Source organism: Ferrimonas futtsuensis DSM 18154 (assembly GCF_000422645.1).
GTDB lineage: Bacteria > Pseudomonadota > Gammaproteobacteria > Enterobacterales > Shewanellaceae > Ferrimonas > Ferrimonas futtsuensis.
The window spans coordinates 354,718-381,209 of the sequence record NZ_AUGL01000001.1 but is presented as its reverse complement, the minus strand read 5'-3'; the positions used below and the strand labels follow the sequence as shown (position 1 = coordinate 381,209).

Annotated in this window: 28 protein-coding genes and 2 tRNA genes; 8 read left to right on the top strand and 22 right to left on the bottom strand. The window is 59.6% G+C overall.

The features are described from left to right. Positions 1-183: 183 nt before the first annotated feature. From G505_RS0101845 to G505_RS0101820, 6 genes are all read right to left on the bottom strand, one after another. Entirely contained in the window at positions 184-1,062 is an 879-nt protein-coding gene (locus G505_RS0101845) for a sterol desaturase family protein (RefSeq protein ID WP_028108032.1), read from the bottom strand. 9 nt (positions 1,063-1,071) lie between these two features. Further along, a complete protein-coding gene (locus tag G505_RS20265; protein WP_035384952.1) occupies positions 1,072-1,506 on the bottom strand; it encodes a DUF2141 domain-containing protein in 435 nt (144 codons plus the stop codon). 29 nt (positions 1,507-1,535) lie between these two features. After that, entirely contained in the window at positions 1,536-1,718 is a 183-nt protein-coding gene (locus G505_RS0101835; protein ID WP_028108031.1) for a hypothetical protein, read from the bottom strand. Next, positions 1,715-1,942: a hypothetical protein gene (locus tag G505_RS0101830; protein ID WP_028108030.1), complete on the bottom strand. Its 228-nt coding sequence runs from the start codon at positions 1,940-1,942 to the stop codon at positions 1,715-1,717. Before G505_RS0101830 ends, G505_RS0101835 begins: the two co-directional genes overlap by 4 nt. A 199-nt stretch (positions 1,943-2,141) precedes the next feature. Next, on the bottom strand, positions 2,142-2,600 hold the full coding sequence (locus G505_RS0101825; protein WP_028108029.1) for a CC0125/CC1285 family lipoprotein: 459 nt from the start codon (positions 2,598-2,600) through the stop codon (positions 2,142-2,144). A gap of 16 nt (positions 2,601-2,616) precedes the next feature. Then, complete coding sequence (locus tag G505_RS0101820) at positions 2,617-3,390, bottom strand: MipA/OmpV family protein (protein ID WP_028108028.1); 774 nt, start codon at positions 3,388-3,390, stop codon at positions 2,617-2,619. Positions 3,391-3,576: 186 nt separating this feature from the next. On the opposite strand from G505_RS0101820, the gene G505_RS0101815 reads away from it, so the two are divergent. From G505_RS0101815 to G505_RS0101800, 4 genes are read left to right on the top strand one after another with little or no spacing between them, the layout of a single operon-like run. Next, complete coding sequence (locus tag G505_RS0101815; RefSeq protein WP_028108027.1) at positions 3,577-4,452, top strand: MipA/OmpV family protein; 876 nt, start codon at positions 3,577-3,579, stop codon at positions 4,450-4,452. Between the two features lie 11 nt (positions 4,453-4,463). Further along, positions 4,464-4,847 (top strand): DUF3019 domain-containing protein, encoded by a 384-nt coding sequence (locus G505_RS0101810; RefSeq protein ID WP_028108026.1) that lies wholly within the window; start codon positions 4,464-4,466, stop codon positions 4,845-4,847. Beyond that, on the top strand, positions 4,844-5,539 hold the full coding sequence (locus tag G505_RS0101805; RefSeq protein WP_157508972.1) for a response regulator: 696 nt from the start codon (positions 4,844-4,846) through the stop codon (positions 5,537-5,539). Before G505_RS0101810 ends, G505_RS0101805 begins: the two co-directional genes overlap by 4 nt. Continuing rightward, on the top strand, positions 5,539-6,828 hold the full coding sequence (locus G505_RS0101800) for an ATP-binding protein (protein WP_028108024.1): 1,290 nt from the start codon (positions 5,539-5,541) through the stop codon (positions 6,826-6,828). Before G505_RS0101805 ends, G505_RS0101800 begins: the two co-directional genes overlap by 1 nt. On the opposite strand, the gene G505_RS20260 is transcribed toward G505_RS0101800, so the two are convergent. The 10 genes from G505_RS20260 to ubiK form a co-directional block, all read right to left on the bottom strand. After that, complete coding sequence (locus tag G505_RS20260; protein ID WP_051215792.1) at positions 6,825-7,796, bottom strand: hypothetical protein; 972 nt, start codon at positions 7,794-7,796, stop codon at positions 6,825-6,827. The two genes, G505_RS0101800 and G505_RS20260, sit on opposite strands and share 4 nt — an antisense overlap. Further along, on the bottom strand, positions 7,789-9,219 hold the full coding sequence (locus G505_RS22245; RefSeq protein ID WP_051215791.1) for an ATP-binding protein: 1,431 nt from the start codon (positions 9,217-9,219) through the stop codon (positions 7,789-7,791). Before G505_RS22245 ends, G505_RS20260 begins: the two co-directional genes overlap by 8 nt. After that, positions 9,212-9,913 carry a response regulator transcription factor gene (locus tag G505_RS0101785; protein ID WP_245568316.1) on the bottom strand — a complete coding sequence of 234 codons (702 nt, stop codon included), beginning with the start codon at positions 9,911-9,913 and terminating at the stop codon, positions 9,212-9,214. Before G505_RS0101785 ends, G505_RS22245 begins: the two co-directional genes overlap by 8 nt. 161 nt (positions 9,914-10,074) lie before the next feature. Continuing rightward, the gene (locus G505_RS0101780) at positions 10,075-11,052 is read right to left on the bottom strand and encodes an SLAC1 anion channel family protein (RefSeq protein WP_028108022.1); all 978 of its coding nucleotides are present in this window, start codon (positions 11,050-11,052) and stop codon (positions 10,075-10,077) included. A 189-nt stretch (positions 11,053-11,241) separates the two neighbouring features. Then, complete coding sequence (locus G505_RS0101775; protein WP_051215790.1) at positions 11,242-12,834, bottom strand: Ig-like domain-containing protein; 1,593 nt, start codon at positions 12,832-12,834, stop codon at positions 11,242-11,244. 156 nt (positions 12,835-12,990) lie between these two features. Further along, positions 12,991-13,632, bottom strand: a complete 642-nt coding sequence (locus tag G505_RS0101770) for a response regulator (protein WP_028108020.1) — start codon at positions 13,630-13,632, stop codon at positions 12,991-12,993. After that, positions 13,629-15,011: a sensor histidine kinase gene (locus G505_RS0101765; RefSeq protein WP_028108019.1), complete on the bottom strand. Its 1,383-nt coding sequence runs from the start codon at positions 15,009-15,011 to the stop codon at positions 13,629-13,631. Before G505_RS0101765 ends, G505_RS0101770 begins: the two co-directional genes overlap by 4 nt. 127 nt (positions 15,012-15,138) lie before the next feature. Further along, a complete protein-coding gene (locus G505_RS0101760) occupies positions 15,139-15,792 on the bottom strand; it encodes a thiol:disulfide interchange protein DsbA/DsbL (protein WP_028108018.1) in 654 nt (217 codons plus the stop codon). A 133-nt stretch (positions 15,793-15,925) separates the two neighbouring features. Then, positions 15,926-16,336 carry a GNAT family N-acetyltransferase gene (locus G505_RS20250; RefSeq protein WP_084643721.1) on the bottom strand — a complete coding sequence of 137 codons (411 nt, stop codon included), beginning with the start codon at positions 16,334-16,336 and terminating at the stop codon, positions 15,926-15,928. Between the two features lie 67 nt (positions 16,337-16,403). Continuing rightward, the gene (ubiK, locus tag G505_RS0101750; protein WP_028108017.1) at positions 16,404-16,664 is read right to left on the bottom strand and encodes a ubiquinone biosynthesis accessory factor UbiK; all 261 of its coding nucleotides are present in this window, start codon (positions 16,662-16,664) and stop codon (positions 16,404-16,406) included. A 126-nt stretch (positions 16,665-16,790) separates the two neighbouring features. Between ubiK and rep the strand changes: the two genes are divergently transcribed. The 3 genes from rep to G505_RS0101735 all read left to right on the top strand — a co-directional run bounded on the left by rep (position 16,791) and on the right by G505_RS0101735 (position 19,118). After that, positions 16,791-18,809, top strand: a complete 2,019-nt coding sequence (gene rep / locus G505_RS0101745) for a DNA helicase Rep (protein ID WP_028108016.1) — start codon at positions 16,791-16,793, stop codon at positions 18,807-18,809. A 115-nt stretch (positions 18,810-18,924) separates the two neighbouring features. Further along, positions 18,925-19,001 (top strand) — tRNA-Arg (locus G505_RS0101740). A gap of 41 nt (positions 19,002-19,042) precedes the next feature. Beyond that, positions 19,043-19,118, top strand: a tRNA-His gene (locus G505_RS0101735). A gap of 137 nt (positions 19,119-19,255) precedes the next feature. On the opposite strand, the gene moaA is transcribed toward G505_RS0101735, so the two are convergent. Genes moaA through G505_RS0101705 form a run of 6 tightly spaced genes read right to left on the bottom strand, consistent with a single transcriptional unit; the run spans position 19,256 to position 24,835 of the window. Beyond that, positions 19,256-20,242, bottom strand: coding sequence for a GTP 3',8-cyclase MoaA (gene moaA / locus G505_RS0101730; protein WP_028108015.1), 987 nt, complete (start codon positions 20,240-20,242; stop codon positions 19,256-19,258). Between the two features lie 12 nt (positions 20,243-20,254). Next, a complete protein-coding gene (locus G505_RS0101725) occupies positions 20,255-22,054 on the bottom strand; it encodes a bifunctional molybdopterin-guanine dinucleotide biosynthesis adaptor protein MobB/molybdopterin molybdotransferase MoeA (RefSeq protein ID WP_028108014.1) in 1,800 nt (599 codons plus the stop codon). Between the two features lie 2 nt (positions 22,055-22,056). Continuing rightward, positions 22,057-22,668 (bottom strand): molybdenum cofactor guanylyltransferase MobA, encoded by a 612-nt coding sequence (gene mobA, locus G505_RS0101720; RefSeq protein WP_028108013.1) that lies wholly within the window; start codon positions 22,666-22,668, stop codon positions 22,057-22,059. Continuing rightward, positions 22,652-23,332: an ABC transporter ATP-binding protein gene (locus G505_RS0101715; RefSeq protein ID WP_028108012.1), complete on the bottom strand. Its 681-nt coding sequence runs from the start codon at positions 23,330-23,332 to the stop codon at positions 22,652-22,654. The genes mobA and G505_RS0101715 overlap by 17 nt, the downstream gene beginning before the upstream one ends. Further along, on the bottom strand, positions 23,325-24,032 hold the full coding sequence (locus tag G505_RS0101710; RefSeq protein ID WP_028108011.1) for an ABC transporter permease: 708 nt from the start codon (positions 24,030-24,032) through the stop codon (positions 23,325-23,327). The genes G505_RS0101715 and G505_RS0101710 overlap by 8 nt, the downstream gene beginning before the upstream one ends. Before the next feature lie 5 nt (positions 24,033-24,037). Next, the gene (locus G505_RS0101705) at positions 24,038-24,835 is read right to left on the bottom strand and encodes an ABC transporter substrate-binding protein (protein ID WP_028108010.1); all 798 of its coding nucleotides are present in this window, start codon (positions 24,833-24,835) and stop codon (positions 24,038-24,040) included. Between the two features lie 207 nt (positions 24,836-25,042). On the opposite strand from G505_RS0101705, the gene G505_RS0101700 reads away from it, so the two are divergent. Beyond that, a complete protein-coding gene (locus tag G505_RS0101700) occupies positions 25,043-26,419 on the top strand; it encodes a sigma-54-dependent transcriptional regulator (protein ID WP_035384951.1) in 1,377 nt (458 codons plus the stop codon). Positions 26,420-26,492 lie beyond the last annotated feature (73 nt).

Genomic DNA, 26,492 nt, shown 5'->3' with positions numbered 1-26,492 from the left:
AGGCCTGGCCTCATCGTAAACAGGGGGGAGGTGGTGAGCATCAAAGGTTCAAGTTGAACTGCTCATCCGGAGAGAGCTCTGCAGCGGCCTTGTTGTCACCCATGGTTCAACTGGGGAGATTATGGAAGCACGGCTCTGTGTTGCCCAAATGAGAGGATGGACGCCCTCAACCGGGCGTCTTCTCTAAGGGTGGGTTTTGGGTTGCCAGCCTGGCCCTCGCACCAGGCAGGCCAGCTTATTGCCCAGGCCTTGGGCTTTGCCAACCTTTTGTCCCAGCCGGCTGAACCCATGAAACAGCACCACCAGGGGGTTGTTGGAGCCGATGGGCGGCAGCACACCATAGACCACTTTCTCCTGCTCCCGGGCGAAGGTGCCGAACAGCTTGTCCCAGATGATCAGGATGCCGGCGTAATTCTTATCGATGTACTGGGGGTTGGAGCCATGGTGCACCCTGTGATGGGAGGGGGTGTTGAGCACCGCTTCGATGACTCGGGGCAGCCGGCCAATGGACTCGGTGTGCAGCGCCGTCTGGTACAGCTGCACCAGGGCTGCGGACAGCAGCACCATCAAAGGGTCAAACCCCAGAAGCACCACCACCAGCAGGAAGGGCAGGCCGAAGATGGCGTCCAGGGGACCATGGCGATAGGCCACCGAGATATTGAAGTGGGGCGAGCTGTGGTGAACGGTATGGGTGGCCCAGCCGACACCGATCTGATGGGCCATCCTGTGCTCCCAGTAGTAGGCCAGGTCACAGGCCAGGATGCACAGCGCCAGGGTGGTCAGGGTGTTGGGCAACGGCATCGGCGCAAGTTCCCAGGCCCAGTAGAAACTCCACAGATAGAGGGTGGCAAACAGGGTCACCAGCCCCAGGTGGGCCAGAAGGGTGACAAAGTTGGTGACCGAGTCCAGCGCCAGGTTCCAGCTCATCCTGCCCCTGATGGTCAGCACAATCAGTTCAAAACCGAAGAACATCATGGCGAACAGAAAGAACCAGTCTTCCGCGATCAGTTCCCACTCATAGAATACCCAGCTGTTGAAGGTCCGTTCCCACAGGCTTTCCATGGCGCATTCCTATTTGATGTAGATGAGCTTAATGGACTGAGTGGCATTGCCCGGAGTCAGGGAGAACACTGCCTCAGAAAATTTGGGCGTCTTCAGGGCACCGGCATTGCGGGAGTAGCCATAGCCCTCAACGGGGAACCCGCGCTTGTTGGTGTCCAGCTGCTCGTTGCGGTTTTCATCGTGCAGGGCGGTAATTACATACTCCCCCGGGGGCAGATCCCTCAAGGTCACTGTGTTGCCGCCGGCCATGGGTCTGAGCGCCAGGCTGGCCACCGCGCTATGCTCATCCAGGCTGTCGTAGGCTTTCGGGTTGTCGAACAGCGCCAGCAGCAGGGCACCCTGCTGGTTGCGGATCGATTCGACGGAGATGGTCAGATCCGCCGACTTGGCCGGCAGGGAAAGCAATAGGGTAAATAGCGTCAGTCCCAGAGCTTGGTTGGTCATAGAGAGTCTCCCTCCTCAAAGGTTCAAGATCAGTGTCTGTGCCAGCTGAAGAAACAGCTGAATCCCAATGCGGTCCAGGCGGCAATGGCGCTCCAGTAGAGCAGGGGCTCCGCTTCCCGATAGACCCGGTCAAACAGGTAGGTGTACCCCTGGGCCAGATCCCAGCCCGCCCACAGCAGCAACAGTGTACCGACGATTTTCCAGAACATCATTGGCCTCCAAAATGCAGCACCAGGAACCACTCCAGTGCGCCCAGTACCAGAAACAACAAGCCAAAGTGCCACCACTTCAGGTTGGCGTCTTTCGTCAGCCAGCCTTCGGCGACACACCAGCCGACAATCAGTCCCAGCCAGGCCCAGTTGGAGGTGACCGGCAACAGCAGAAAGAAGCCCAGAGCCAGGGCAAACAGCAGATTGACGGCGACAAGTGCCTGCATGGCGATGACTCGATTGGGGTTTGATGGAAGAGTATCCCGGGCTCGGAGGAAGAACGTGTCCCAAACTGCGGTTTGGGGACTGAAGCGGCTTGAAGGGGCCGGAACGCCTCCTGATGGAGCCCCGGGGCCTGTAAGAGGTTGAGAATGCGGGGCTGTTTAACGACACAAGCCGCCCGAAGGCGGCCTGACATCAGAGGGGTCAGTCGTCGATCTTGATGTGGCCGAGGATGTAATCGGTGGAGTAGACCCTGGCGTCGCCCTGTTCAGCCTGCTCCTTGAGGCCGGTCACCTCCACAATCAGCGAGGTCTGCTTCTCGATGCTGCTGCTGCCGATGAGGAAGTCCTTGTCGATGTCGGTGCCCACTCCGAACTGGCCGACGGAGTCCCGGTCCACCCGCTCGCTGGTGAACATAAAGTAGGGGTAGCCCGCATTGCGGCACAACTCGGCAGATTTGTAGAGTACGTACTTGCGCGCCAGCGCCCGGTCGGTGGCGTTGTTGCCCACGAAGCTGATCTGCCAGCTGTCCGGGGCGATCTGCACCGTGTCAAACCCTTCGCCGAAGGTCCAGAAGGATTTCTCGGTGTCATAGGAGGTGGCGCAGGCGCTCACCAGCAGGGCCAGACTCAGGCAGCCCATCAGTTGCATAAGGCGTCTCATGGTTCTCTCCTCAGGGTTAGAAGGTGTAGGTCATGCCCAGGGTGGTCACCCACTGGTTTTTGCTGTCCACCAGGGGAGAGTCGCCAAACTCATTGCCCAGGCGGGTGTAGGCGGCGCCGTGGACGATGTCCAGGTGCTGGCTGACGGGCACCACCAGCTGGTAACCGGCGTGGTAGCTGAATTCGCCGTCGGCCTTGTAGGCGCGACGCCCTGGCGTCGCTTCGGAGGCTTTTACCCCGGTGTAGTAGTTGACGTAGTCCTTACTGGCGTAGTGCACGCCGGCGAAGGGCACCAAGTCGCCGAAGCCCAGCGCCAAAGGATGGAAGTAGGTGAGATCGGCCTGATACCCCTTGTGAGTGCCGGTGACGTCGTGCTGGAACTTGGTGGACAAGGTGCCCTGGGCGAAGTGGACATCGGCGTTGAGGCCCAGCTCCGCTCCCCAGTCTTTGTCCTCCATCCCTTTTAAAATGTCGGCATCCCCGGCGTCGACCCCAGGTGTGGCCACGGCAAACACGCTGAAGTTCAGCTGGCTGCTGTTGTCGCCGTAGAAGCGGTAGTTGATGCCGCCCAGATCGGCGTTGAAATCCTCACCGTGGTAGCCGCCGTTGAGATAGACGCCGCTCTGGTGGTCCTGGCCTTTGTAGAACTTGCTGCCGGTGACCACACCGGCGCCGGCGAAGTAGCTGCCCTCATGGCTGTAGATGTTACCGTTGCGGATGTAGGTGTTGCCCTCTGCCAGGGCCTGGCCGGAGATCAGGGCGGCGGTAACGAGCAGTGCAATCTGTTTCATGGTGTTCCCTCTGGTGTTTGTCTGTTTGATGGGAGTCACTCTATCCACCAGCGGAACAAGACTCTGTATCCGAATGTATCCTGGCATGGGGATGACACGGATTTGCGGGTAGAATAGTCGCCATCGAATCGGTTCCACCGGCAATGATGGCCGGGGCATAACAATCAGAGAAACCAGCAGGAAGATATGGACCTGAACAGAGCATTGCGGGGGACGGCCGTCGGCTTGATGGCGCTCTCCTGGGGCGCCCAGGCGGGAGACATTGCTGAAAGTGTCAGTGGTGGTGCTGCCCACAGTGGTGGTGCTGCCCACAGTGGTGATGGCGGCTACTTTGAGATGGGGGCGGCTGTCAGCTACCTGGGCTCCAGCGGCGATCTTCGTTACGAGGATGACGACAGCCTGCAGCCATCGCTGCTGATCAGTGGCGTCTATCAGTATGGTGGCCTGTTCGCCGAGATGATCCACCAGTCTCAGGATGGCATCAACCTGGGGTTTAACTTCTGGAACTCGGAAAACTGGTCGCTGGATCTGCTGGTGGCCAACCTGCTTGGGTCCATCAGCCGCATTGAGGGGGTCGACCCTTCCCAGCTCAATGAGATGGAGCGCAACTATTATCTGCTCTCGGAAGAGGATTCCCTCTACATCGGCGCCGGCCTGCGAGCCACCCGCTACTGGGACAACCAGTACGTGTTGCAGATGAGGCTGGTCCATGATTACTACGACGATCAGGGGGTGTATGGCTCGGTGCGGCTGGGTAAATCCTGGCAGGTCAGGAACTGGAACTTTCACATGCTGGGCAGCATGGAGTACAGCTCCGCCACCCTCAACCGCCACCTGTATGGGGTGAGCAAGGAGGAGGCCACCACCCTGTTTCCCGAGTATCAGCCCGATGCATCGCTCTCTTTCGGCGTGGAGTTAGGGGTGGCTTACCCCATCAGCCAGAGTCTGGTGTTCCGTGGCTTCTATCGGTTCTGGTCTCTCCCTGGAGAGGTGAGTGACAGCCCCTTCGTCACTGAAGATCATCGCTCCGTGGCGAGCGTGTCCATCAGCTACGTGTTTTAGGAGGGATGATGATGACCATTCGTACCCTCTGCTGTTCGCTGATGCTGATGCCCCTGAGTGCCCTGGGCATGGACAGCCCGGTGCAGTTTACCGCCACCCCTGAGCGCTGCATTGCCCTGCACAAGGGGCAGCTGTGCTATCAGGACGTGGAGTTCAACTGGCAGACCCCGGAGAGCGGCCGCTACTGCCTGATGCAGGTGGGGGACCGGCAGCAGTTGCTGTGCTGGACCGGGCGCAGTCGCCAGAACTATCTGTTCAGTTTCGAGGGAGACAAAACCACCCGATTCAGCCTGATTCGCGAGGGGGAACCGGTGCCCCTGGCGCAGGTAAAGGTGGAGGTAACCTGGGTCTACAAGGCGCCCAGACAGAGCCGGTCAGGCTGGAGACTGTTCTGATGAGCAACAAGCATATTCTGGTGGTGGAGGATGACCTGTCCCTGGCGGAGTGGATCAGCGATTACCTGATTGAGCACGGCTACAGCGTGTCGGTGGCCAGCCAGGGGGATTTTGCCCTGACCATGATCGCCGAAGAGAGCCCGGACCTGGTGCTGCTCGACGTGATGATGCCGGTCAAAGACGGCTTCGAGGTGTGCCGCGAGGCCCGGGCCTTCTATCGGGGACCGGTATTGTTTATGACCGCCTGCAGCGAGGAGGGGGACGAGATCATGGGCCTGGATGTCGGGGCCGATGATTACCTGACCAAGCCGGTACGGCCCAAGGTGCTGCTGGCCCGAATCAAGGCGCTGCTGCGCCGTACTGCGGATGCGCCGCCCAAGGAGCAGCTGCATTTTGGTGAGCTGGAGATGGACGCGGTGGCCAAGTCGGTGACGGTGTCCGGCCAGAAAGTGGAGCTGAACGACAACGAGTTTGATCTGCTGTGGCTGCTGGCCAATCGGGCGGGCACCGTGGTCACCCGGGAGGAGCTGACCCAGACCCTGCGTGGCATCGAGTATGACGGCCTGGATCGCTCCATCGACATTCGGGCCTCCAGGCTGAGGCGCAAGCTGCAGGAGGCGCCAACTCAGCCTTATGTGATCAAGACGGTCAGGGGCAAGGGGTATCTGTTTTGCCAGGAACAGGAGGGCTGATGAAACGCCTGACCCTGTCATTGCTGCTGGTGGTGTTGGTGGCCATTGCCGGTCTCGGCTGGTCCATCAGTGAGCTGGCATCGGTCTACTCCCAGGAAGAGAGTCAGCCCAATGCGTCCACTCAGCTGGCGGCGGTGCAGCGTCTGGGGGAATCCCTGGCGCGGACTCTGGATGAGGAGCTAGGAGAGTCCGAGCCGCTGATCCACAGCTGGAACCGGCATAATCCGGAACAGCTGGCCCTGTCCGATCTGCGCGCCTTTGTGCTTCCCCCCAGCCTGCGGCCGGGATTCCTGGCCGGTGAACCCCTGGTGCTGGAGTCCGAAGAGGGGATCTCCCTCCACTACCATCTGCCTTTGACTCACAGGGTGCTCAGCATCAGCACCGGCTTGCAGTTTCCTGAGCAGCGGAGCGGCATCAATCAGCTCTTCACCGTGATGTTCTACGCCGGGGTGGTGCTGATACTGCTGGTCTGGGTGTCGCCGCTGATCCGCAGCCTGATCAACCTCAGCCGGGTGGCCCAGGCTTTCGGGATGGGCCAGCTGGAGCAGCGGGTACGATCGGGGCGGGTTTCCTACATTCGCCCCATCGAGAACGAGTTCAATCATATGGCCGAGCGGATTCAGCAGTTGCTGGAGGACAACAAGCTGCTGAGCCGGGCGGTGTCTCACGACCTGAAAACTCCCATCGCCAGGCTGAGGTTTGGCATCGAAGCCCTCGACGAAGTGAACAGTGAAGCCCAGCGCCAGCGTTATCTGCAGCGGCTTTGTCGGGACCTGGACGCCATGGAGGAATTGGTGGCGATCCTGTTGCAATACGCCCGCCTGGACGAAGCCAACATTACCCCAAACTGGCAGTCACTGGACCTCGCTGAGCTGGTGGGCCGAACCCTGGAGAATCAGCAGGACGAGGGCCAGACTCTGGTACTCCATGCCCACGATGCCTTGCCAAGGGTGATGGCGGATCCCCAGTACCTGGGGATGCAGATCAACAACCTGGTGAGCAATGCCCTGAGGTTCGGTCAAAGTCGGGTCGAGCTGTCTCTGGTCCACCAGGGGGATCGCGTCTGGCTTCATGTAGAGGATGATGGCGAGGGGATCGAACAGAGTGAGGCGGAGCAGGTACTCAAACCCTTTGTCCGCGGACGTCAGAGCCGGGGCAACGCCGGTCATGGCATGGGGCTGGCCATCGTGGCCCGCATCGCTCAGTGGATGGATACCCGGTTGACCGTCGGTCGTTCTAAAACCCTGGGAGGGGCAAAGCTCTCCCTGGGATTGAAGCGGGCGCCCTAGAAAGGTTGAGGCTTGAGGTAGTGGCGAATCTCGTCGTGGCTCATCAGGTGAATGCCGTCGAAGGGCGCCACCTCCAAGGTGTAGAAGTAGAATTCGGGGCCCAGCTCCGGCCCCAGCATCTCCCGGACGAAGGTCAGTTGGGCATGATGGGCCGGATGGCTCTTCGGCAGTTCGTCGGCGCCTTTATCCTCTTTACAGCACCAGGAGTGCACCCCCAGCTTGCCACCGGGTTGATAGATACGTTTGGCCCCCGCCAGGAAGAGATCCACCCCGCCGGAGTAGGCTTCTCCGTCTGAGGGCATTACCGTGGTGAGCCCCGCCTGGCGGACAAGCCGGCCGCTGTGCAGGTTGATGCCGTCGAACAGGGAGCCGGGCACATCCTGAAATACCAGCTCGGTGACCTCTGGGTGGGTACGTATCAGGGTTCGCAGTTGCAGGTAGGCGTTGGTGCCCAAATCGCCTTTGAGTATGGCTTGGTGTCCCACCACATTCAGGCTGCTGCTGCCCGCTTCAAACACAGAATCATTGAACACCAACAGCGCCTGCTGGCGTGCACCGCTCTGTTCATCTTCGAGGAGGCTCCTGAAGACTGAGTTGTCCCCCTCTGTGGTCAGCTGCGCTTGTTCATCGATCAGGACTTTGTCCGGCGCCTCCATCATGGCGTCCAGGTCGTCCGGGTTGCCCAGAAGGATCACCAGCTCGCGCTCGCCGTCGGATTCATCCCCCAGCTCGGCGACGATAACGCCCTGATCGAAACTCAGATAGGCTCGCTGCTCCTCCAAGTCCATATCCAGAAACCCTAAGGGGTATCGCTGCCCATCAAGCTCCAGCCGTGCCTGCTGTTGTTGTTTCTGGAATTGGTTCAGATAGTCAGGGAGGTTCTCCGGCGCCAGCCAGCCGTTGTCGACAAAATCGTTGGCGTGAACGGAAGCTGAAAGCAACACCAGAACGGCCAGGAGTCTAAGCACCGGTTTGCTCCTTGAAAACGATGGTGAACCTGGCGCCGCCCAGTTCGCTGTCACTGACGGACAGCTGGGCCCCCATCCTGTGAGCGGCAGCCTGGGCAATGGCCAGGCCGAGCCCGAGCCCACCGGTGGCCTGGGTCCGGCTGCTGTCCAGGCGGGAGAAGGGGATGAAGATGAGTTCCCGATCTGTTTCCGGGATCCCTTCGCCATCCTCCTCCACATGGACTTGGGTGCCCTGAGCCGTTGTTTCGGCGCTGAGGCGAACCTGGCTGTGGCCGTAGCGTTGGGCGTTGCTCATCAGGTTATCCAGCAGCAGCCGGAAACAGGTGGGATTCACTCCCAGGGCGGGGAGGTTGGGGATATAGGCTCGTACCGGCAAAGAGCCGGTCTGCTGGAACCACTTCAGCCGCTGATCCAGAATCTCTGCCAGTTCTACGTCGGGCTGTTGACTGCAGCTGCCTTTGTCCGGAGAGTTCAGCCTGAACAGGGTGAGCACCTGGTGGGTGAGCTGGTCCATATCTTCGATGTAGTTGTCGATGTCATCCAGCAACGCCACCTGTTCGGGCTTATCGCACTGTTTGCGCAGCAGGCCATTGGCCAGCTGAATTCGGCTTAGCGGGGTGCGCAGTTCATGGGGAACCGCCTGAGCCAGCACCCGGCTCTCCTCGACGGAGCGGGAGATGGCATCCGCCATCTTGTTGAAGCCGCTGCTCAGTTGGCGAACCGGCTCGGAGCGGGGCACGTCGGCCCTGGCGTTCAACTGTCCCTGACCAAACTTGGCCTGAGTGTGACTGAGGCGTCGAATCTGCCGTTGCAGCTGGCGGGCGGGTAGGTAGATCACCGCGCCAAAGGCGGACAGCATCAGGCCAAACAGCAACAGGGTGCTGGCAACGTCGGGATCCTCCTCGACAATGGTCAGCAGGCCTTCGTCCAGATCCCGAAACTCCGAGTCGTACAACAGTTGTGAGCCGGCGGCTTCCGGATCCTGCTCGAGGATCCCTCTCAGGTCTTTTTCAAAGACTGCAAAATCCTTGTCGTACATCACCAACACCCCCCCTTGCTCAGGGATGGGGAAGGTGGCGAGATAGCGAAACTCCTCCAGCTGGTACACCTCACTGTCATCGAAGGAGGCCATCAGCTTGCAGTCATCACAGGGAGGGGTATTCACTCCATCGATCCATCTGGTATCCCAGGGAGACATGCTCAGATCGATGGCACCGATGTACTCTTCGGCGGAGATGGACTGCATCTGCCAGCTCTTGCGGAAGAAGGTGACCATGGCGAAGGTGTCCGCATAGAAGTCCTTAACCTCGGTCTCTTCATACCAGGAGTCACTGAAGCTGGAGGTCAGGAAGACGCTGCCCACCAGAGCCAGAACCATACCCACATAGATGCGGGTGAACAGTGGCGGAATAAGCTTACTCATTGACCAGCATGTAGCCTCGGTTGCGAACCGTCAGAATTCGCTGGTAGGGGGCTTTGGCATCTCCCAGCTTCTTCCTCAGGCCGGAGATGCGCATGTCTACGGAGCGGTCGTAGCCATCGTAGTCGATGCCTCGCAGGGCACGGCAGCACTCTTCTCGGGTCACCACCTGGCCGGCGCTCTCTGCGAGCAGCAACAGCATTTTGTATTCCGACTCCGCCAGATCCAACTCATCATGATTGAGGCTGACTTTCTGACGGCGGCGATTGATGGTGATGGGGCCGACCTCCAGACACTCCTGGCCCTGGGGTTGCCAGCGCCGCAACAGGGCCTCGATACGGGCAGCGAGCAGGTGGGGTTTGACCGGTTTGGTCAGGTAGTCGTCGGCACCGATTTTAAGCAGGCTGATCTCGCTGAACTCATCGTCACAGGCGGTCAGCACCATGATGGGCCTCTGGAAGAACTCCCTGGCGGCTCGGCAGACATCGATGCCATTCATTCCCGGCAGCATCAGGTCCAGTACCACCAGGTCAGGCTGAAACTCGCGGATGGCGTCCAGGGCATCGTCCCCACGGTCTACAACCCGGGTCTGGTACTGTTCTGCCTGCAGGTACATGGCGGTGAGTCGGGCGATTTCAGCATCGTCCTCGACGATCAAAATTTTGGCTTTGGCCACCTTGGTCCACTCAGTCGACAATTCTCCAGAGCCTAAGTGTACCCAGAGGGGCGACGATACCCCAGCGATCTTACATCGCCTTACAGCGATATGTGTGTGCCGCGTGGCACATGGCAAGGTTTTTTTAAGTGTGACGCATAAGGTTTGGCCGGGCACAGAGCCTGGCCATCTTTAGCCTGTGATTATCCCTCAGGCTGGCAGATCTCGTCGTTGAGCACCGCTTTCAGAGTGCGTGCCAACAGCAGCAGGATCACGCCGCTCACCAGGGCCAGCAAGGCGTAGGCCAGGTAGCCGAACACCGCATTGCCCGTGGCGGTATACATCACCTGAGAGGCCACCGAGGCGGCCGCCAGGGGAAAGGAGTAGGCCCACCAGCTGATGTAGAAGCGGATCTTGGAGAAGCGGGGGAACTGGGTCACCAGCAACAACACCAGGAACATGGCCACGTTAAACAGTATCTGGCCCATGGGGTCCAGGCCGCCGGTGAGCTTGGTGTAGGAGACAAAGCCTACCGCGGGTGGGGCGATGAAGATGAACAGGGTGGGCAGCAGCTTCTCCGGCAGAGGGTCGTGGAAGATCACCCGGTTGAGAATCAGCGCCTTGAGGATCAGCCAGAACAGAATGCCAATGGAGAAGAAGAACCAGCTGATCTCCATGAAGCCGTGCTCCACACCGGCGATGGGCACGATAACGTTACCGACGATGGGGATAAACCAGGCCGGTGTGCTGTGGGCAATCTGAAACTTGGGATGGTGGATCCACTGGGTCAGCACATAGAGGGTGAACAGCAGGTGCAGAGCGGTGCCGATGGCCCACAACAGCAGAGACAAAGGCCTGGAGACCGGCAGCAGGGCGGCGCTGAGCAGCAGCAGGCTGATGGAGATGGTGGGGAAGAAGCTAAGTTTTACCGGATGGTCCAGTTCGGCCTGTACCGCCTGGCGCTGGGTGAACAGTTTCATCAGGTAGCTGCCGGAGACGACGGTAAACAGACACAGGGTCAGACCCAGCAGCATCTGTCCCACCCACTCGGGGGCAGCCAACACGTGATGGGCCTTCTCCCAGGCCAGGGTCAGGCCGCTCATGCCCATGATCATGGCGAAGAAGGAGATGGGAAAGTAGGCCAGCTTGGAGGAGTGGCTCAGTTGTACTTGCTGATTCATCCGGGCATCCTTGAATTAGATTATTCTAATATATTAGGGTTTCGCTGTAGAAAATTCCAGCGCCATAAGTGACGTCGGGATCACAAAGGTGGTTTCTTCAGCGCCCAGCAACGAAAAAAGCCGCCCGAGAGGGCGGCTTGGTTCCGACAGTAATGATGAGTTATTTCAGGTCGGAAAAATTACCTGTGTTTACTTGTGAATCTTGCCTCCGAAGTTGTCCTTCAGGCTCTGCAGCTTGCTGCCTTCTGCGTGGCACTCACCACAGGCCCAGGCGTCCTTCAGGAAGGGGTTCATCTTGTTGTCTTCGGTAATTTGGGGCTTCTCATTGAACAGGTCGATGGTCACCACGTGGGTCATCTCGTCGCCGAAAGTCACACCGCCGTTAGTCACCGTAGTGGTGGCGTTCTTCACCACTTCCGGCATGTGGCAGCTGGTGCAGGCAAAGTTGGCGTGCAGGCTGACCGCGCCGTCATTGAACGCTTTGTTGGCGTGGCAGTCGGAGCAGACGGACAGCTTGGCGCCAGAGTCGCCCTTGTTAACGGTGGACTTGTGCGGATCGTGGCAGCTCACGCAATCCAGGCCAGCCAGGTAGTGCGGGTTGGTGGCTTCGCCGGTTTCCGGATCGATGCCGAGGAACTCATCGTAGGTTTGGTGGTGCTTGGTCAGGCCTCCAGAGGCGTCGATGCGGCCGGCAGTCTCTGGCAGATCGCTGTCGGGGAAGGCGGTGTGGAACTTGTTCACGTAGCCATTGCCGTGGTTACGGTCACCGTCACGGGTGTGACACTCACCACAATGCACCGGGGCACCGAAGCCCATGGTGTCGCTTTGCAGCAGTTCGGAGCTGCGCGGCTTGGCGATCTTGGTGATGTTTTCCGCTGAAGGTGCCTTGACGTGCTCGGAACCGGCGCCGTGGCAGGCCTCACACTGTACTGCGGCCAGGGCAAAGGTACCGCCCATGCCGGCCAGGTCATCCTGACGGTGAGGGTTCAGAGTCTCATCAAAGGGCTTCCAGCCGGTGTTGTGGCAGTTACCGCACTTGTACACCAGGTCATCGTACTTCTCTGCGTTCTTGTAATCGCTGAGTTGCTGGTCGCCGGAGCCGTACAGGTTGTACTGCACGTCGGCACCGGTGACGATGTGGCCGTTCTTGTCGAAGAAGCGGATCTTTTTCCAGTAGCCGCCGGTGGTGTAGGTAACATCCTGATAGGACTCAGGCACACCCAGGGTGTTGCGTGGGGTAGCGCCATCTTGAACCGTTTCCAATGCTCCGGTCACATCGGTGTAAGGGAAGGTGGGCATTTCGCCGTCGATCTTGGAGATCTTGAAGTTGTGGCCATGCTTCTGGTGGCTCTCGAACTTGCCGCTGTGGCAGCCACCACAGGTCTCTGAGCCCACATAGGTCAGCTCAATCACCTCTTTGGTCACGGTCACCAGGATCTTGGCGGCAGTTTCATCAGTGCCGTCGCTGACCTTGTAGTCGATGACATCGTCACCGACGTAACCGGCAGGGTCGTACTGGATTTGGCCATCTTTCACTTCGGCGTTACCGTGGGTGGCGACGGCGGAGCTCAGTGTCAGGGTGTCACCGTCGGCGTCGCTGGCGGAGGCCAGGGCATCAATCATGATGGCAGTGGCGCTGGTGGTGGTGGCATCCAGATCCACCGCGACCGGCGGCGTATTGGGGTCCGGAAGGACGGTATCGTTGTTGTTGTCGTCGCTGCCGCACGCGGTCAGCAGAGTTGCGGCGATAAGGGACGCCAATAGTTTGGTGTGGGTTTTCATCATCATTCTCCTGCAGTGGTGTTCCACTGTCTGTTTCCCACCTGCAGTATCGAATTTGACGAAAATGTCATCCAGATTAGGGAAATTGACACAACTTTACTCTCTGATAAGTAGAGTTGTCAGATGTTTGTCAAGATGATGATTTTATTGACTTAATTAATCAGTGGATGAGCTGAGCAGGGCCACCATTTGTTGCCCCTGTGTTGTCAGAAAATAGACTTTGCTCGCACTTTGCTCGACCAGGCCACTCTGCCTGAGCTGGCGGAGGTGGAAGTTGAACTGGGTGTGGTTCTCCACGCCAGCCAGGCGGCACAGATCCATAAAGCGCAGTTTCTTATGCCGGGCGAGCTGTTGAAGCACCGCCCGGCGCATGGGATTGGAGAGGGCGGAGAACACCTTGTTGGCGTCGTCGTCCTCCAGGGCCATGGCAGGTTGCTTCTGGGCCTGAACCCTGCGCAGTGTGGTGATCAGAGTACCCAGGTTGAAGGGCTTGGTGACGAAGTCGTCGGCGCCCTTTTTCATGGCGTCCACGGCGGTGTCCACGGTAGCGAAGGCGGTGGTGATCACCACGCTGATACCCGGCTGCAGCCGCTTGAGGGCGGCGATCGCCTCGACACCGGACATGCCGGGCATCACCAGATCAAACAGGGCGATGTCGAACTTGCGTTGCTCCGCCAGATCCAACGCCTGTTCGGCACTGTGGCAAGCGTAGACGTCGCACCCCTCCGATTGCAGAACCTCGGTGATGGTGTCATTGAGTTCCTGGTCATCTTCTGCAAGCAATATGGTTAGGGTCACAGGACGCTCCTTGGCAAGGTGAAACTGGCCTCCAGGCCAGGGGCTTTATTGGACAGCACCAGTTCGCCCTGGTGTTGTTGAATGATTTGTTGGCAGATGGCCAGCCCCAGTCCGGTGCCCCGGCCCTGAGGTTTGGTGGTGAAGAAGGGGCTCATCGCCTGGCTCAGTTGTTCCGTGGACATCCCTTTGCCCCAATCCTCGATGGTGACCCGCACCTGGTCTCGATATTCCTGGGCAGACAGCCTTAATCGGCGCTCATCACCGCTGGCGTCGATGGCGTTGTTGACCAGGTTGATGATCACCTCCTCCAGCTTGACCGAATCCCCTTCGACCAGCAACCCCTCCTGCAGGTCCAGTTCCACGTCAAAGCTTTTCAGCCGGTGTTGCATCAGCCCCAGAGCGGAGTCCACCACGTTGCCTATTCGCACCAGCCGGTGTTCGCTGCTGTTCCTGGCAAAGTGCAGCACCTCCTGACTGATGTGGCTGGCCCTGTTCAGGCCATGGCGGATGCGATCCAACTGCCGCCTGGGCTCGGGGTCATCACCCAGTTGTCGTTCGAGCAGATCGCAACTGAGGGTGGCGTAGCTCAGCGGTGTCTTGATCTCATGGGCGATGCCTGAGGCCAATTCCCCCATGGCCCTGAGCTTCTCCCCTCGCATGATGCGTCGCTGTTGCTCCTCGATCTGCTCCTGATACTCCAGATCAAACAGCTTCAGTGCTTTAAGCAGACTGACCAGCAGGCCAAAGGCACACAGCATTCTCACTATGGGAACCCAGATGCCCCAGGTTGAAGAGAGCAGGCCCGCCGCAATGGCATAGGCGATAAGGGCAACACCGGCCCAGGCGAATGGGTGCGCGCCCTGATGATGCAGGGCAGACAACTCGCGGGCGTAGTAGATCATGGCGATTCCGGCCAGGCAGCCCCCGGCCAGGCCGAATATCCAGCGTGTCAGTTGCACCGACAGCAGCAGCGATTCTTCGATTGGAAAAATGGTCAGATGCACCAGGGTGGCGATCAGATAGAGAGTCAGCAGTCCGGGCACCAGATATCCCAACCAGCGACGGTGGGGGGCGGTGAGGATGTCCAGCATCTTCCAGGCAAACCAGACCAGAGCCAGGAAGGAGATCAGCAGCTTGGCGATGCGCATCAGCTTGATCCACACCCACCATTCATGATTCAGGGTGCCATTCCAAAGCTTGAGATAGAGTTCAGACCATTCATGGAAGGCGTGGGTGAACCCAAACAGGGCCAGTGCGGGCAGGGCGGAGGCGATGGCCAGCTTGCTGACCTTGAGGTTGCGGAAGCTGATGACGCAGCCGATGGTGAAAAACACCAAGCCGTAGAAGAGGTAAACGTTGAACAGGATCAGCTCATTCATGAGCCAAGCCTAGCCCAATGCAGGGGCCTGATGGTGTGATCTCCTTGGGGTTTTCTTCGCCACTGTTCGGCAAAAGTCACAAAAAAGCCTCCGAAGGCGGAGGCTTTTTCCATCATCCGGGCCAGAGTTACTTCTCGGTGGCCAGGTAGTTCATCAACTCGGTCAGTTCGCTCAGGGTGCGGATCTGACTCATGTTGATCATGTATTTGTCGTTGACCACGAAGGTGGGTACGCTCTGGATGCGGAATTTCTGCTGATCCACCATCCAGCCCATCACCTTGGTCTTGACCGCATCGCTGGCGGCGATCTTGTCGTAGTCGGCCACATCGACGCCATTGTCGGTGAATACCTTCTTGATGTCGTTGCGGTTGTGGATGCCCGCTTCCGCCTCGTGGTCGTGGGACTCACCTTCGCCGTGGTGGTGGTCGCCACCCGCCAGGATGGCAAACAGGGGCTTTTTCACCTTCTCTTCGACACCCATCTCCTGCATCACGGCCAGGGAGAGGATGACCTCATTGCCGATCTCGGAGTTCATGAAGTCTACGTGGGCCTGTTGGAAGTCGATGGACTTGTCCAGACCGGGCTTGATCAGCGGCAGGTAGCGCTTCTCCATGTTGTAGCAGTGGCCGCAGTAGAGGGAGAAAAACTCCTTGATAACGGGCTTGTCGGACGCCGGCTTATCGCTGACGACCATGTAGTGGGTACCTTCAACAAATTGGGCCGCCCAGGTCGCCAGGGGGGCGAACATCAGGGCCAGGGCCAGGGCAAAACGCTTGCTCACTCGGTTGTCCTTTTGGTCAGGTTGTGGATTCAGCTTAGAACATCTATTGAAGCGTATGCTAAACCCTTGTGCTACACCAAGGTCAATCCCTGATATTGCCAAAGGGTGAACCGCTTCGCCTTTTGCAAACTATTCAGAATTCGGGGGAACTTTCATCGCTCCGGGAGAGTGAGCGATACAGGTTCGGGCGGTGGATCTCCATCAGCCTCTCCGGGTGGGCACTGGGGCCGAAACCGACATGGCGATAGAGCTCATGGGCATCCACCGTGGCCAGCATGATGCGCCGCAGGCGCTGGGTTTCCTCCATTTCGAACAGGGAGTCCACCAGCCATTTCGCCAGCCCCTGGCCTCGACATTCCCGAAGGATAAACAGGTCTGCCAGGTAGCCAAAGGTGGCGTAATCGGTGATCAGCCGGGCGAAGCCCACCTGTTGCCTGCCATGATAGAGGCCAAAGCACAGGGCGTTGTCGATGCCTGTGTCCACCAAAGCCCTGGGAATGCCGGGAGACCAGTAAGCCTCCTCGCTCAGGTAGCGGTGGACCATGGCCCGATCCAGCCTGGCCCGGTCAGTGCTCAGCAGGAACTCACCCCGCTGCCACTGACGCTTGGGATCACTCTTCAGTGTCCGGTTCCTGTTTGGCTTCGAGCTCAGCCAGCCGAGCTTCCAGCTGCTCCACCATCTGGCGGGTTTTCGCCAGCACCGCACTCTGACGGTCGAACTCTTCCCGGCTGACCATATCCAGTTTGGCCAGCTGGCTCTGGAGGATGGTTTTGGCTTTGGACTCAAAATCTTCCGCTGCGCTTTTCAGTCCCGGGGGCAGGGCGTCGTTCATCTGCTTGGCGATCTGTTCCAGCTTGTCCGTGTTAATCATGGTATCTACTCCGTAATGCTTGGATTTATGGTAACAAAGAAATCGCCCACAGGGGGAGTCTCATGACAGGCGCACCAAGCCGCCATTTCCGGTAGAATAGCGCCCCTAACGACAGCGGGAGAAACAATGAGACTGAATCCTGGTCAGCAGGAGGCCGTAGAGTATGTGTCCGGCCCCTGCTTGGTACTGGCCGGAGCCGGCAGCGGCAAAACCCGGGTGATCACCAACAAGATCGCCTATCTGGTGCAGCAGTGTGAGTATCAGGCGCGACATATCGCGGCAGTGACCTTTACCAATAAGGCCGCCCGCGAGATGCGTGAACGGGTGTCTCAGACCCTGGGCAAGAAGGAAGCCCGCGGCCTGTGGGTCTCCACCTTCCATACCCTGGGGCTGGAGATCGTTCGCCGGGAGCACAAGTCTCTGGGGCTCAAGCCCAACTTTACCCTGTTCGACGACCAGGACAGTCTGGCCCTGCTCAAAGAGCTCACCGAGAATGAGCTGGAGGGGGACAAGGACCAGCTGAATGCGCTGATCAATGCCATCAGCAACTGGAAGAATGACCTGGTGTTGCCGGACAAGGCGCTGCAGCTGGCCCGGGACCCGCAATCCATCCTGTTCGCCCAGCTCTATGGCCGTTACCGTGAGCACCTGACCGCCTACAACGCCCTGGATTTCGATGATCTCATCATGATTCCCACCCTGCTGCTGGCCAGCAGCGAGGAGGTGCGTGAACGCTGGCAGAACCGCATCCGCTATCTGCTGGTGGACGAGTACCAGGACACCAACACCAGCCAGTACCAGTTGGTGAAGTTGCTGGTGGGCCAGCGGGCCCGCTTCACCGTGGTGGGGGACGACGATCAGTCCATCTACTCCTGGCGGGGCGCCAAACCGCAGAACCTGGTGTTGCTGGGTCAGGACTTCCCCAAGCTGAGGCTGATCAAGCTGGAGCAGAACTATCGCTCCAGCCAGCGAATCCTGAAGGCGGCCAACATCCTGATTGCCAACAACCCTCATGTCTATGATAAGCGGCTGTTCTCTGAGTTGGGCTATGGGGATCCCCTGCGGGTGCTCAGTGCCAATAACGAGGATCACGAGGCGGAAAGGGTGGTGGCCGAGCTGATCCGTCACCGCTTTGTGAATCGCACCGACTATAAAGAGTACGCCATCCTCTATAGGGGAAACCATCAGGCACGGTTGTTCGAAAAGGCGCTGATGACCAACCGCATCCCCTACAAGCTGTCCGGAGGCACCTCCTTCTTCTCCCGGGCGGAGATCAAGGACATCATGGGCTACCTGCGACTGCTGGTGAATGGCGATGATGACAACGCCTTCCTGCGCATCTGCAATGTGCCCAAGCGTGGCATGGGACCGGCGACCCTGGAGCGCCTGGGGCGGCTGGCCAACCAGCGACAGCTGAGCCTGTTTGCCGCCGCCTTCGAGCCGGATCTGGAGCAGCACCTGCCCAAGTCTGCTGCCGAGTCGGTGATGGTGTTCACCCGCTGGGTGGTGGAGCTGGCGGACCGGGCGATGCGGGGCGATACCCTGGCCGCGCTGAAGGACCTGGTGCGGGAGATCAACTATGAGGATTTCCTTTACGACACCTCCCCCAGCCCCAAGGCGGCGGAGATGCGGATGAAGAACGTCTCCGAGCTCTACCGCTGGATCACCGACATGTTGGAGGGGGATGACCTCGAGGAGCCCATGACCCTGCCCCAGGTGGTGACCAAGCTGACGCTGAGGGACATGATGGAGCGCAACTCCGAGGAGGAGGAGGCGGATCAGGTGCAGCTGATGACCCTGCACGCTTCTAAGGGGCTGGAGTTCCACTATGTGTTTATGGTCGGCATGGAGGAGGGGCTGCTGCCTCACCAGAGCAGCCTGGACGAGAACAACGTGGAGGAGGAGCGCCGCCTGGCCTATGTGGGGATCACCCGGGCCCAGAAGGAGCTGATCTTCACCCTGTGCCGGGAGCGTCGTCAGTTCGGTGAACAGATCCGCTGCGAACCCAGCCGTTTCCTGGCGGAACTGCCTCAGGACGATCTGGATTGGGACAAGGGCAGGAAGCGCCAGAGCGAGGCCCAGCGACAGCAGTCCGGCAAGGCCAATATCGCCGCTCTGCGGGCGATGCTGAAGAACAAACAGTGAAGACTGGTGACAAAAACCGCCGCGTTAGCTATTTTTTGCTCGGTCGTGCGGTGTTTTTGGAAAAAACGTTGGACCTGTGCCGGTGTTCACCGTAACATAGCCGCCGTCAAAGGAAGCGCCCATAGCTCAGCTGGATAGAGCGCACCCCTCCGGAGGGTGAGGCCGGGGGTTCGAATCCTCCTGGGCGCGCCATTTTCCGCCAGGGGATTTGGTTTGACACAAAAGACTCTGTGGTGGCTGTAGCTCAGTTGGTAGAGTCCCGGATTGTGATTCCGGTTGTCGTGGGTTCAAATCCCATCAGCCACCCCATTATTCATAGAGAAGCCGCTGTTTATCAGCGGCTTTTTCTGTTTCTGGCCCCCAGAAACCCCCCCCTGTTTCCCCCAATTTCTTGCGCCCATAAAAAAGCCCCGCTCCATGGCGAGGCTTTCTGACGGACAACGGCGTTAGCCGCCGGTCAGGCTCATAAAGCGCAGGATCTGGGTGCCCTCTTCGTGACCGAACAGGTGCTTCTCCGGCTTCACCTTCATGGCGGTGATGATCGCCTGCTTCACCGCGTCGACGCTGCCGTCGTTGTCCCGCAGGATCTGTTTCAGGTCCACCGAGTTCTCGTTACCCAGACAGAGCAGCAGTTCACCCTTCACCGTCACCCGCACCCGGTTACATTCGTGGCAGAAGTTGTGGCTGTGGGGCGAGATGAAGCCCACACGAATGTCGCTGTCCGCCATCTTGTAGTAGCGGGCTGGGCCGCCGGTGCGATCCGAGGTGGGGGTCAGCGGATGGGTGGGCTCAATGAAGCCGCGAACCTCTTCCGAGGTACACAGGGTCTGCTCCCGGCGCTCACCGTCGAAGGCGCCCAGGGGCATCTCCTCGATAAAGCTGATGTCGATCCCCTTGTCCCGGGCGAAGTTCACCAGGTCCAGCACCTCGTGGTCATTTTTGCCCTTCATCACGACGGCGTTGATCTTGATCCGCTCGAAATCGGCATCCCGGGCGGCATCGATGCCCGCCAGAACCCGTTCCAGGTTGCCCTTGCGGGTGACTTCGGCGAAGCGATCCGCATCCAGGGTGTCCAGGCTGATGTTGAGGCGTTGCAGGCCATTGCCGGACATTACATGGGCGAACTTGGTCAGTCGCGACCCGTTGGTGGTCATCGACAGATCTTTCAGACCCGGCAGCTTGGACAGCTTGCGCACCAGCACGCTCAGGTCGGTGCGCACCAGGGGCTCGCCGCCGGTGAGGCGGATCCGTTCGACGCCCAGCTCGGTGAAGGCCTGGGCGATGACGCTCAGCTCCTCCAGGGTCAGCACGTCATCCCGCTTGAGGAACGTGGGGTTTTCGTCCATGCAGTAGACGCAGCGGAAGTCGCAGCGGTCGGTGACGGACAGTCTCAGGTAATCGATCTTACGGCCAAAGCCGTCTATCAGGCTCATGGGGTGCTCCCGTTACAGCAGATCGGCGAAGGGCTGAACCCAGACCGCCTCGCCAGCGCTGATGTTGCCCTGGCACTCTTCAATAATAATCAGGCAGTTGCCCTGAACCATCGAGCTCAGGATCCCGGACCCCTGGGCGCCGGTGGTGGTCACCGTCAGCTCACCCAGGCTGTTCAGCTGCATGATGCCACGCTGGAACTCGGTGCGGCCCTGCTTGGAGCGCATCGGCTCGCCGGCGGTGGCGCGCATCATCTGCGGCTTCCAGTTGGGCTCGCCCATCATCTTGCGCAGGGCGGGCTGAACAAACTGCATAAAGGAGACCATCACGGCCACCGGGTTGCCGGGCAGGCCGAACAGCAGGGTGTCCTTGATCTTGCCAAATGCCAGAGGACGGCCGGGGCGCATGGCGATCTTCCAGAAATCGATGTGACCCAGGCGCTCCATCACCGGCTTGATGAAGTCGGCGTCACCCACGGAGACACCACCCGAAGTGATCACCACGTCCGCCTGTTCACTGGCGGCCTGCAAGGCGTCGGCCATCGCCTCTTCGGTGTCTTCCAGAATCCCCAGGTCCACCACTTCGCAGCCTAACTTGGCCAGCATCCCCTGGATGGTGAAGCGGTTGGAGTCGAAGATGCAGTTGGGTTTCAGGGGCTCGCCGGGCTGACACACCTCGTCGCCGGTGGAGAATACCGCCACCTTGGGTTTGCGGTAGACCGGCAGTTCCCCCAGACCCAGGGAGGCCAGCAGCCCCAGTTCGGCTGGGCCGATACGGTTGCCGGCGGTCAGGGCGGTGGCGCCAACGGCGATGTCTTCGCCGGCCTGACGGATGTTCTGGCCGGTCTCGATGTCGCCGTCGAAGCGGACCTGGTCTCCCTCCTGGGTGGCCAGTTCGCGCATGATGACGGTATCCACGCCAGCTGGCAGTGGGGCCCCGGTCATGATCTTCACCGCTTCGCCGGACAGAACCTCGTCGTCATAGCCGTGGCCAGCCAGGACTTCGGCCACTACGGTGAAGCTGTCGTGCTGGCCGTCGTTACGGATGGCGTAGCCATCCATGGCGGAGTTGGTGTGTTGAGGCACATTGACTGGAGAGGCGATGTCAGCGCCCAGTACCCGGTTCTGCGCCTGCAGCAGGGGGGCGGTTTCGGTGGCGGTCACCGGTTTCACTTCACCAAGGATGCGTGCCTGGCCCTGGGCCACGGACAGCTGCTTGCGCTCCACGTCGTCACAGCCACAGGTGCCCAGTGGCGCGTAGCCCACCGGCTTCCAGTCGGCGGCAAACTGCTCGATAAAGTCGGCAATGGCGTCGACGTCGTTGATCTCCAGCACCGGCAGGGCCAGATCGTCCGGCAACTGGGTGTCGGCGTCCACGGCGATGCCGCGGATGGCGTCATCCTGAGTAAAGACGAAGGGCTTGCCTACTTCGGCGCGGTGCAGCTCCAGCTTGGGCAGTGGCAGCTTCTTGAATCCCTCCACCAGGATCATGTCCACCCGGGTCTGGTCGATCATCCCCAGCAGCTCTTTCAGGTCGGGGTCGCCGTCGGTGACCTTTTCCGCCATCAGGGCGCGGCGAATGTGCGAGGCCACCAGCATCTGCTCGGCGCCGGCTTTGCGCAGCTCAAAGGAATCCTTACCAGGAATGTCGACGTCGAAGTTGTGGTGGGCGTGCTTGATCACGGCCAGCTTCTTGCCACGACGGTTGAGCTCTGGGATCAGCTTCTTCAGCAGCGTGGTTTTTCCGGTGCCACTGTAGGCGCAGATGCCCAGTACCGGCACCCGGCAATCCGCCAGAATTTGGTCGACATTCATAGTTACAAATCCTTATTCGCCAGCAGCCGCTGTTCCAGCTCGTCCCGCTGCTCGGCAGTATTGATATTGGCAAAGGCCTCGGCCTGACCGGGGAAGGTTACCTTGGTCAGGCGCTTTTGGTTGTACCAAAGCAGAATTTTTCTGTCTCCGTTGGCCAGAAACTCGTCGATGGAGGGGCCTAAATCCGACTTCATCAGTAGGATAACGGAGTGTTCGCGCTCATCGTCGCAGGCAACGGCGATCTGCGCATCCTCTCTCTGCAACTGATCCAACATTTTGTGAAGCAGGTCACCGGGCAGCATGGGCACATCACAGGGCAGCACCAGCAGGTAGGGAGATTCACAATGACGCAGGGCGGTGCGCATGCCCGCCATCGGGCCCTGGAACCCTTCGAGCTCGTCGCTGAACACGGGGTGGCCCAGTTCGCCGTAGGCGTCCTGATTGCGGTTGGCGATGACCAGGGTCTGGGCGGCGTCTTCTGTGAAGCGCTCCAGAACATGGCTGATCATCGGCTTCCCTGCCACGGTCACCAGGCCTTTGTCTTCGCCATCCATGCGGCGGGCCCGGCCCCCGGCCAGTACGGCCAGGGTGATGTTGTTATTGGTAGCTGGCACGGGGGTGTTCCTCGCTGACAGTATGAAACAGGTGGCCATTGTGAATCTGCCATACGTCGCGGCACAGCCTGGTCACCTCTGTGGTCTGGTGACTGGTGACCATAATGCCGCAGCCTCGCTGTTGCAACTGGGTCACCATGGCAGCCACCACCTCGATGGAGTGCTGGTCCAGGTTGGCGGTGGGTTCATCGAGCAGCAGGATCGCCGGACGCACCACCCAGGCCCGGGCCAGGGCCAGACGCTGACGTTCGCCCCCTGACAGCACCTGGGCGGGACGGTCCACCAGATGAGTCAGTTCGGCTGCGCGCAGCGCTTCGTCGATTCGGGCCTCTTTGTCGCTGCGGTTCATCGGCAGCAGGCTGAGGCTGTAAGCCAGGTTTTGACGGACACTGCCGTCGAACAGATAGGGGGTCTGATGCAGATAGATGATCTGACCCGCACCCACCTTAAGGCGCCACCAGGGGCCAGGTGCGCCATCGACTCTGCGCTCGCCGCCATCGGGCTTACGCAGTCCGGCCAGGGTCTTGAGCAGGGTGGTTTTGCCGGCGCCGTTGGCGCCTCGCAGCCAGATGCTCTGCCCAGCCTCGATGCTGATCTCTTCCGCCTGCAGCAGGGTGCGCCCTTCCACGGCGATCAGGGGATCAATAAGGGAGACCTTAACCACGATGACGATGCTCCTGTTTTCCGCGCAACGCGCTCAGAGAGAAGTTCAGCAACAGCGCCAGGAACACCAGCACCATACCCAGGGCGGCCGCCTGAGCGAACTCCCCTTTGCTGGTTTCCAGGGCGATGGCTGTGGGCATGTTGCGGGTCAGGTTCTGAATGTTTCCCCCCACCAGCATGGAACTGCCCACTTCGGTAATGATACGGCTGAAAGCGGCGATGATGGCCACCATCAGTGGCACTCTGAGTTCGTGACACAGGGTCAGAAACGCCCTCAGCTTGGACGCACCCAGGGTTCGGGCGGTTTCCCAGGCTCGCCAGTCACCGCTGGCGAAGGCGGCGTAACTGGTGGAGACCAAAACTGGCGTGGCCAGCATGATCTGACCCATCACCATGGCGTTCTGGGTGAACAGCCAGCGGAGATCGCCCATTGGGCCCTGGCGGAACAGCAGGAGGTAGACCATCAGGCCCACCACCACGGTGGGAATCGCCTGCAGAGTCTGGAACAGGGCGATAAAGGTGTGGCGTCCGGGAAAGCGTCCCTGAGCAAGCACAAAACCCGCCATGATGGCGGGTATCAGACTCAGGCCCAGGGCTTTGACCGAGACAGTGAAGGAGACCAGGATGATGCTCCACACCTTATGATCAAAGCTGAGCAGCAGGCCGACGGCCTGCTGCAGGGTGTCTAGGGTGCTACTCATTCACACTACTTTTTGTAGGTCGCTTTAAACAGCGGCTGACCTTTGATGCGGAAATCATTGATCATCTTCTGACCTTTGTCGCTGATCAGCCAGTCGGAGAAGGCTTTGGCGCCGTCATGATTCAGATCTGGGTACTTCTTGTCATTGATCAGAATCACCTGATAGGGGTTTTGCAGGGTCGCGTCGCCCTCAAACAGCACTTTCAGCTTCAGCTTGTGCATAAAGGCCAGGTAGGTGCCGCGGTCTGCCAGCAGGTAACCCTGCATTTCATTGGCGGTCAGCAGGGCTGGGCCCATGCCCTGGCCGATGGCGCGGTAACCGGCGTATTCATTGGATACCTTGGCCTTCTTCCACAGGTTCAGCTCCTTCATGTGGGTGCCGGACTCGTCGCCACGGGACACGAAGATGGCGTTGGTATCGTGGATGCGCTTCATGGCATCGGCGATGCCGTTGGCGTGTTTCAGGTCTGCCGGATCGCTGTCGGGACCCAGGATAATGAAGTCGTTGGCCATGATCTGACGTGGCATACGGCCAAAGCCGTCGTCGACAAACTTGGCTTCGGCACCTGGGGCGTGGGTCATCACCAGATCCACATCACCGTTACGACCGTGGCGCAGAGCCTTGCCGGTGCCGGTGGCGATCACCTGGATGTGGTAGCCGCTGTCCTGTTCAAAGGCGGGCAGCAGGTAGGCCAGCAGACCTGAGTTGTCGGTGCTGGTGGTGGTAGCCAGTTTTACGTCCTTGGCCGCAAAGGCGCCAAAACTTAGGGTCAGGGCCAACAGGCCGGTGACGATGCGCTTCATCTGTTTCTCCATTTTTATTTGGGTATGGCAAGTTCTTTTATACGAACAGCAATTTAGATGCCAACTCGAATTCCTTGAAAAGTTTGAGCTGTCTCACAGGATTTTGCTGGTCAACTAGGTCAAAATGACACACCCTTGAAGCGGGCACGGCCAAAATGGCCTAGCCTGGGACAAATTGGCTCCATATCAATCGGACAATGCAGCGCCATGAACAACGATGATGTGCTACAAACACCAGCCCTGTCGGTTCTGATCGTCGATGATGAACCCGGCATGCGCTCCTTTTTGAAAAAGGCCCTGTCAAAGCGCTTCGCCCTGGTGGAAACCGCCGGCAGTGTCGAAGACGCCGAACGACTGCGAAGCCGTTGCCATTTCGATCTGCTGGTGGTGGACATCCGCCTTCCGGGACGGGACGGCATTGAGTGGAATGAAGCCCTGGATCCGGGCAGTCGCCGCTCCGACATCATCTTTATGACCGGTTACGCCGATATGGAGACCGCCATCCGCGCCTTGAGGGCCGGCGCCGCCGACTTCATCATGAAACCTTTCCATCTGGAGCAGATGATGCAGGCAGTGGACCGCTGCCTGGAGCGACGCTTGTTGCGCCGGGAGAATCTGCTTTTAAAGCGGGAGGTGAAACAGAGCCTGGTGGGGGATGACACCCTGATCGGGGTCAGTGATGCCATGACCCGGGTGAAAGAGGTGATCGACCGGGTGGCGCCCACCAACTCTGTGGTGCTGATTGAGGGGGAGTCCGGCACGGGTAAGGAGCTGGTGGCCCGCCTGTTGCACAAAAAGTCCGGCCGCAGTGGTCCCTTTGTGCCGGTCAACTGCGGTGCCATCGCCCCGGAATTGCTTGAAAGTGAGTTGTTTGGTCACGTGGCCGGCGCCTTTACCGGTGCCAGAAGTGCCCGTGAGGGGCTGTTCAGTTTCGCCAGCGGCGGCACCATCTTCCTGGATGAGATTGGTGAGATGCCCCTGCAGATGCAGACCGCCCTGCTCAGAGTGTTGGAGCAGCGCGCCATTCGTCCCGTAGGATCCGAGAAGGAGACCCCGGTGGATGTGCGGGTGATCGCCGCCACCAACCGGGAACTGATGGATGAGGTAAAGGAGGGGCGCTTCCGTCGCGACCTCTACTATCGCCTGAACGTATTGAATGTGCGCATTCCGGCTCTGCGTGAGCGCCAGGATGACATCGTCGAGCTGGTGCACCACTTCACCCGGCAACTGGCGTCGGAGCTGGGCCTGAAGGAGGTCAGCTGGAGCCATGAGGATCTGGAGCTGATGACCCGTCACGACTGGCCGGGCAACATCCGCGAGCTGCGTAACCTGGTGGAGCGTTGCCTGTTGCTGGGCAAGCCGCCGGTGGAGTACTGGCGTCAGCAGATCGCCCCTGAGAATACTCAGGCCGACATCGCCCAGTCCGGCTACCCGGATGAGATGCCTCTGAAAGAGGTGGAGCGGATGCACGTGATGCAGGTGGTGGACAGCCAGCAGGGCAACAAGTCAGCCGCCGCCAGGGTGCTGGGAGTGTCCCGTAAGACCCTGGATCGTAAATTCAAAGAGTGGGGTCTGCAGGAGTGATCTTCTCCTATTGGCGTAAACGTTTCGAAGGAGACGTTCGCCTGTTGACCAGCACGGTGCGTTACCGTTTGCT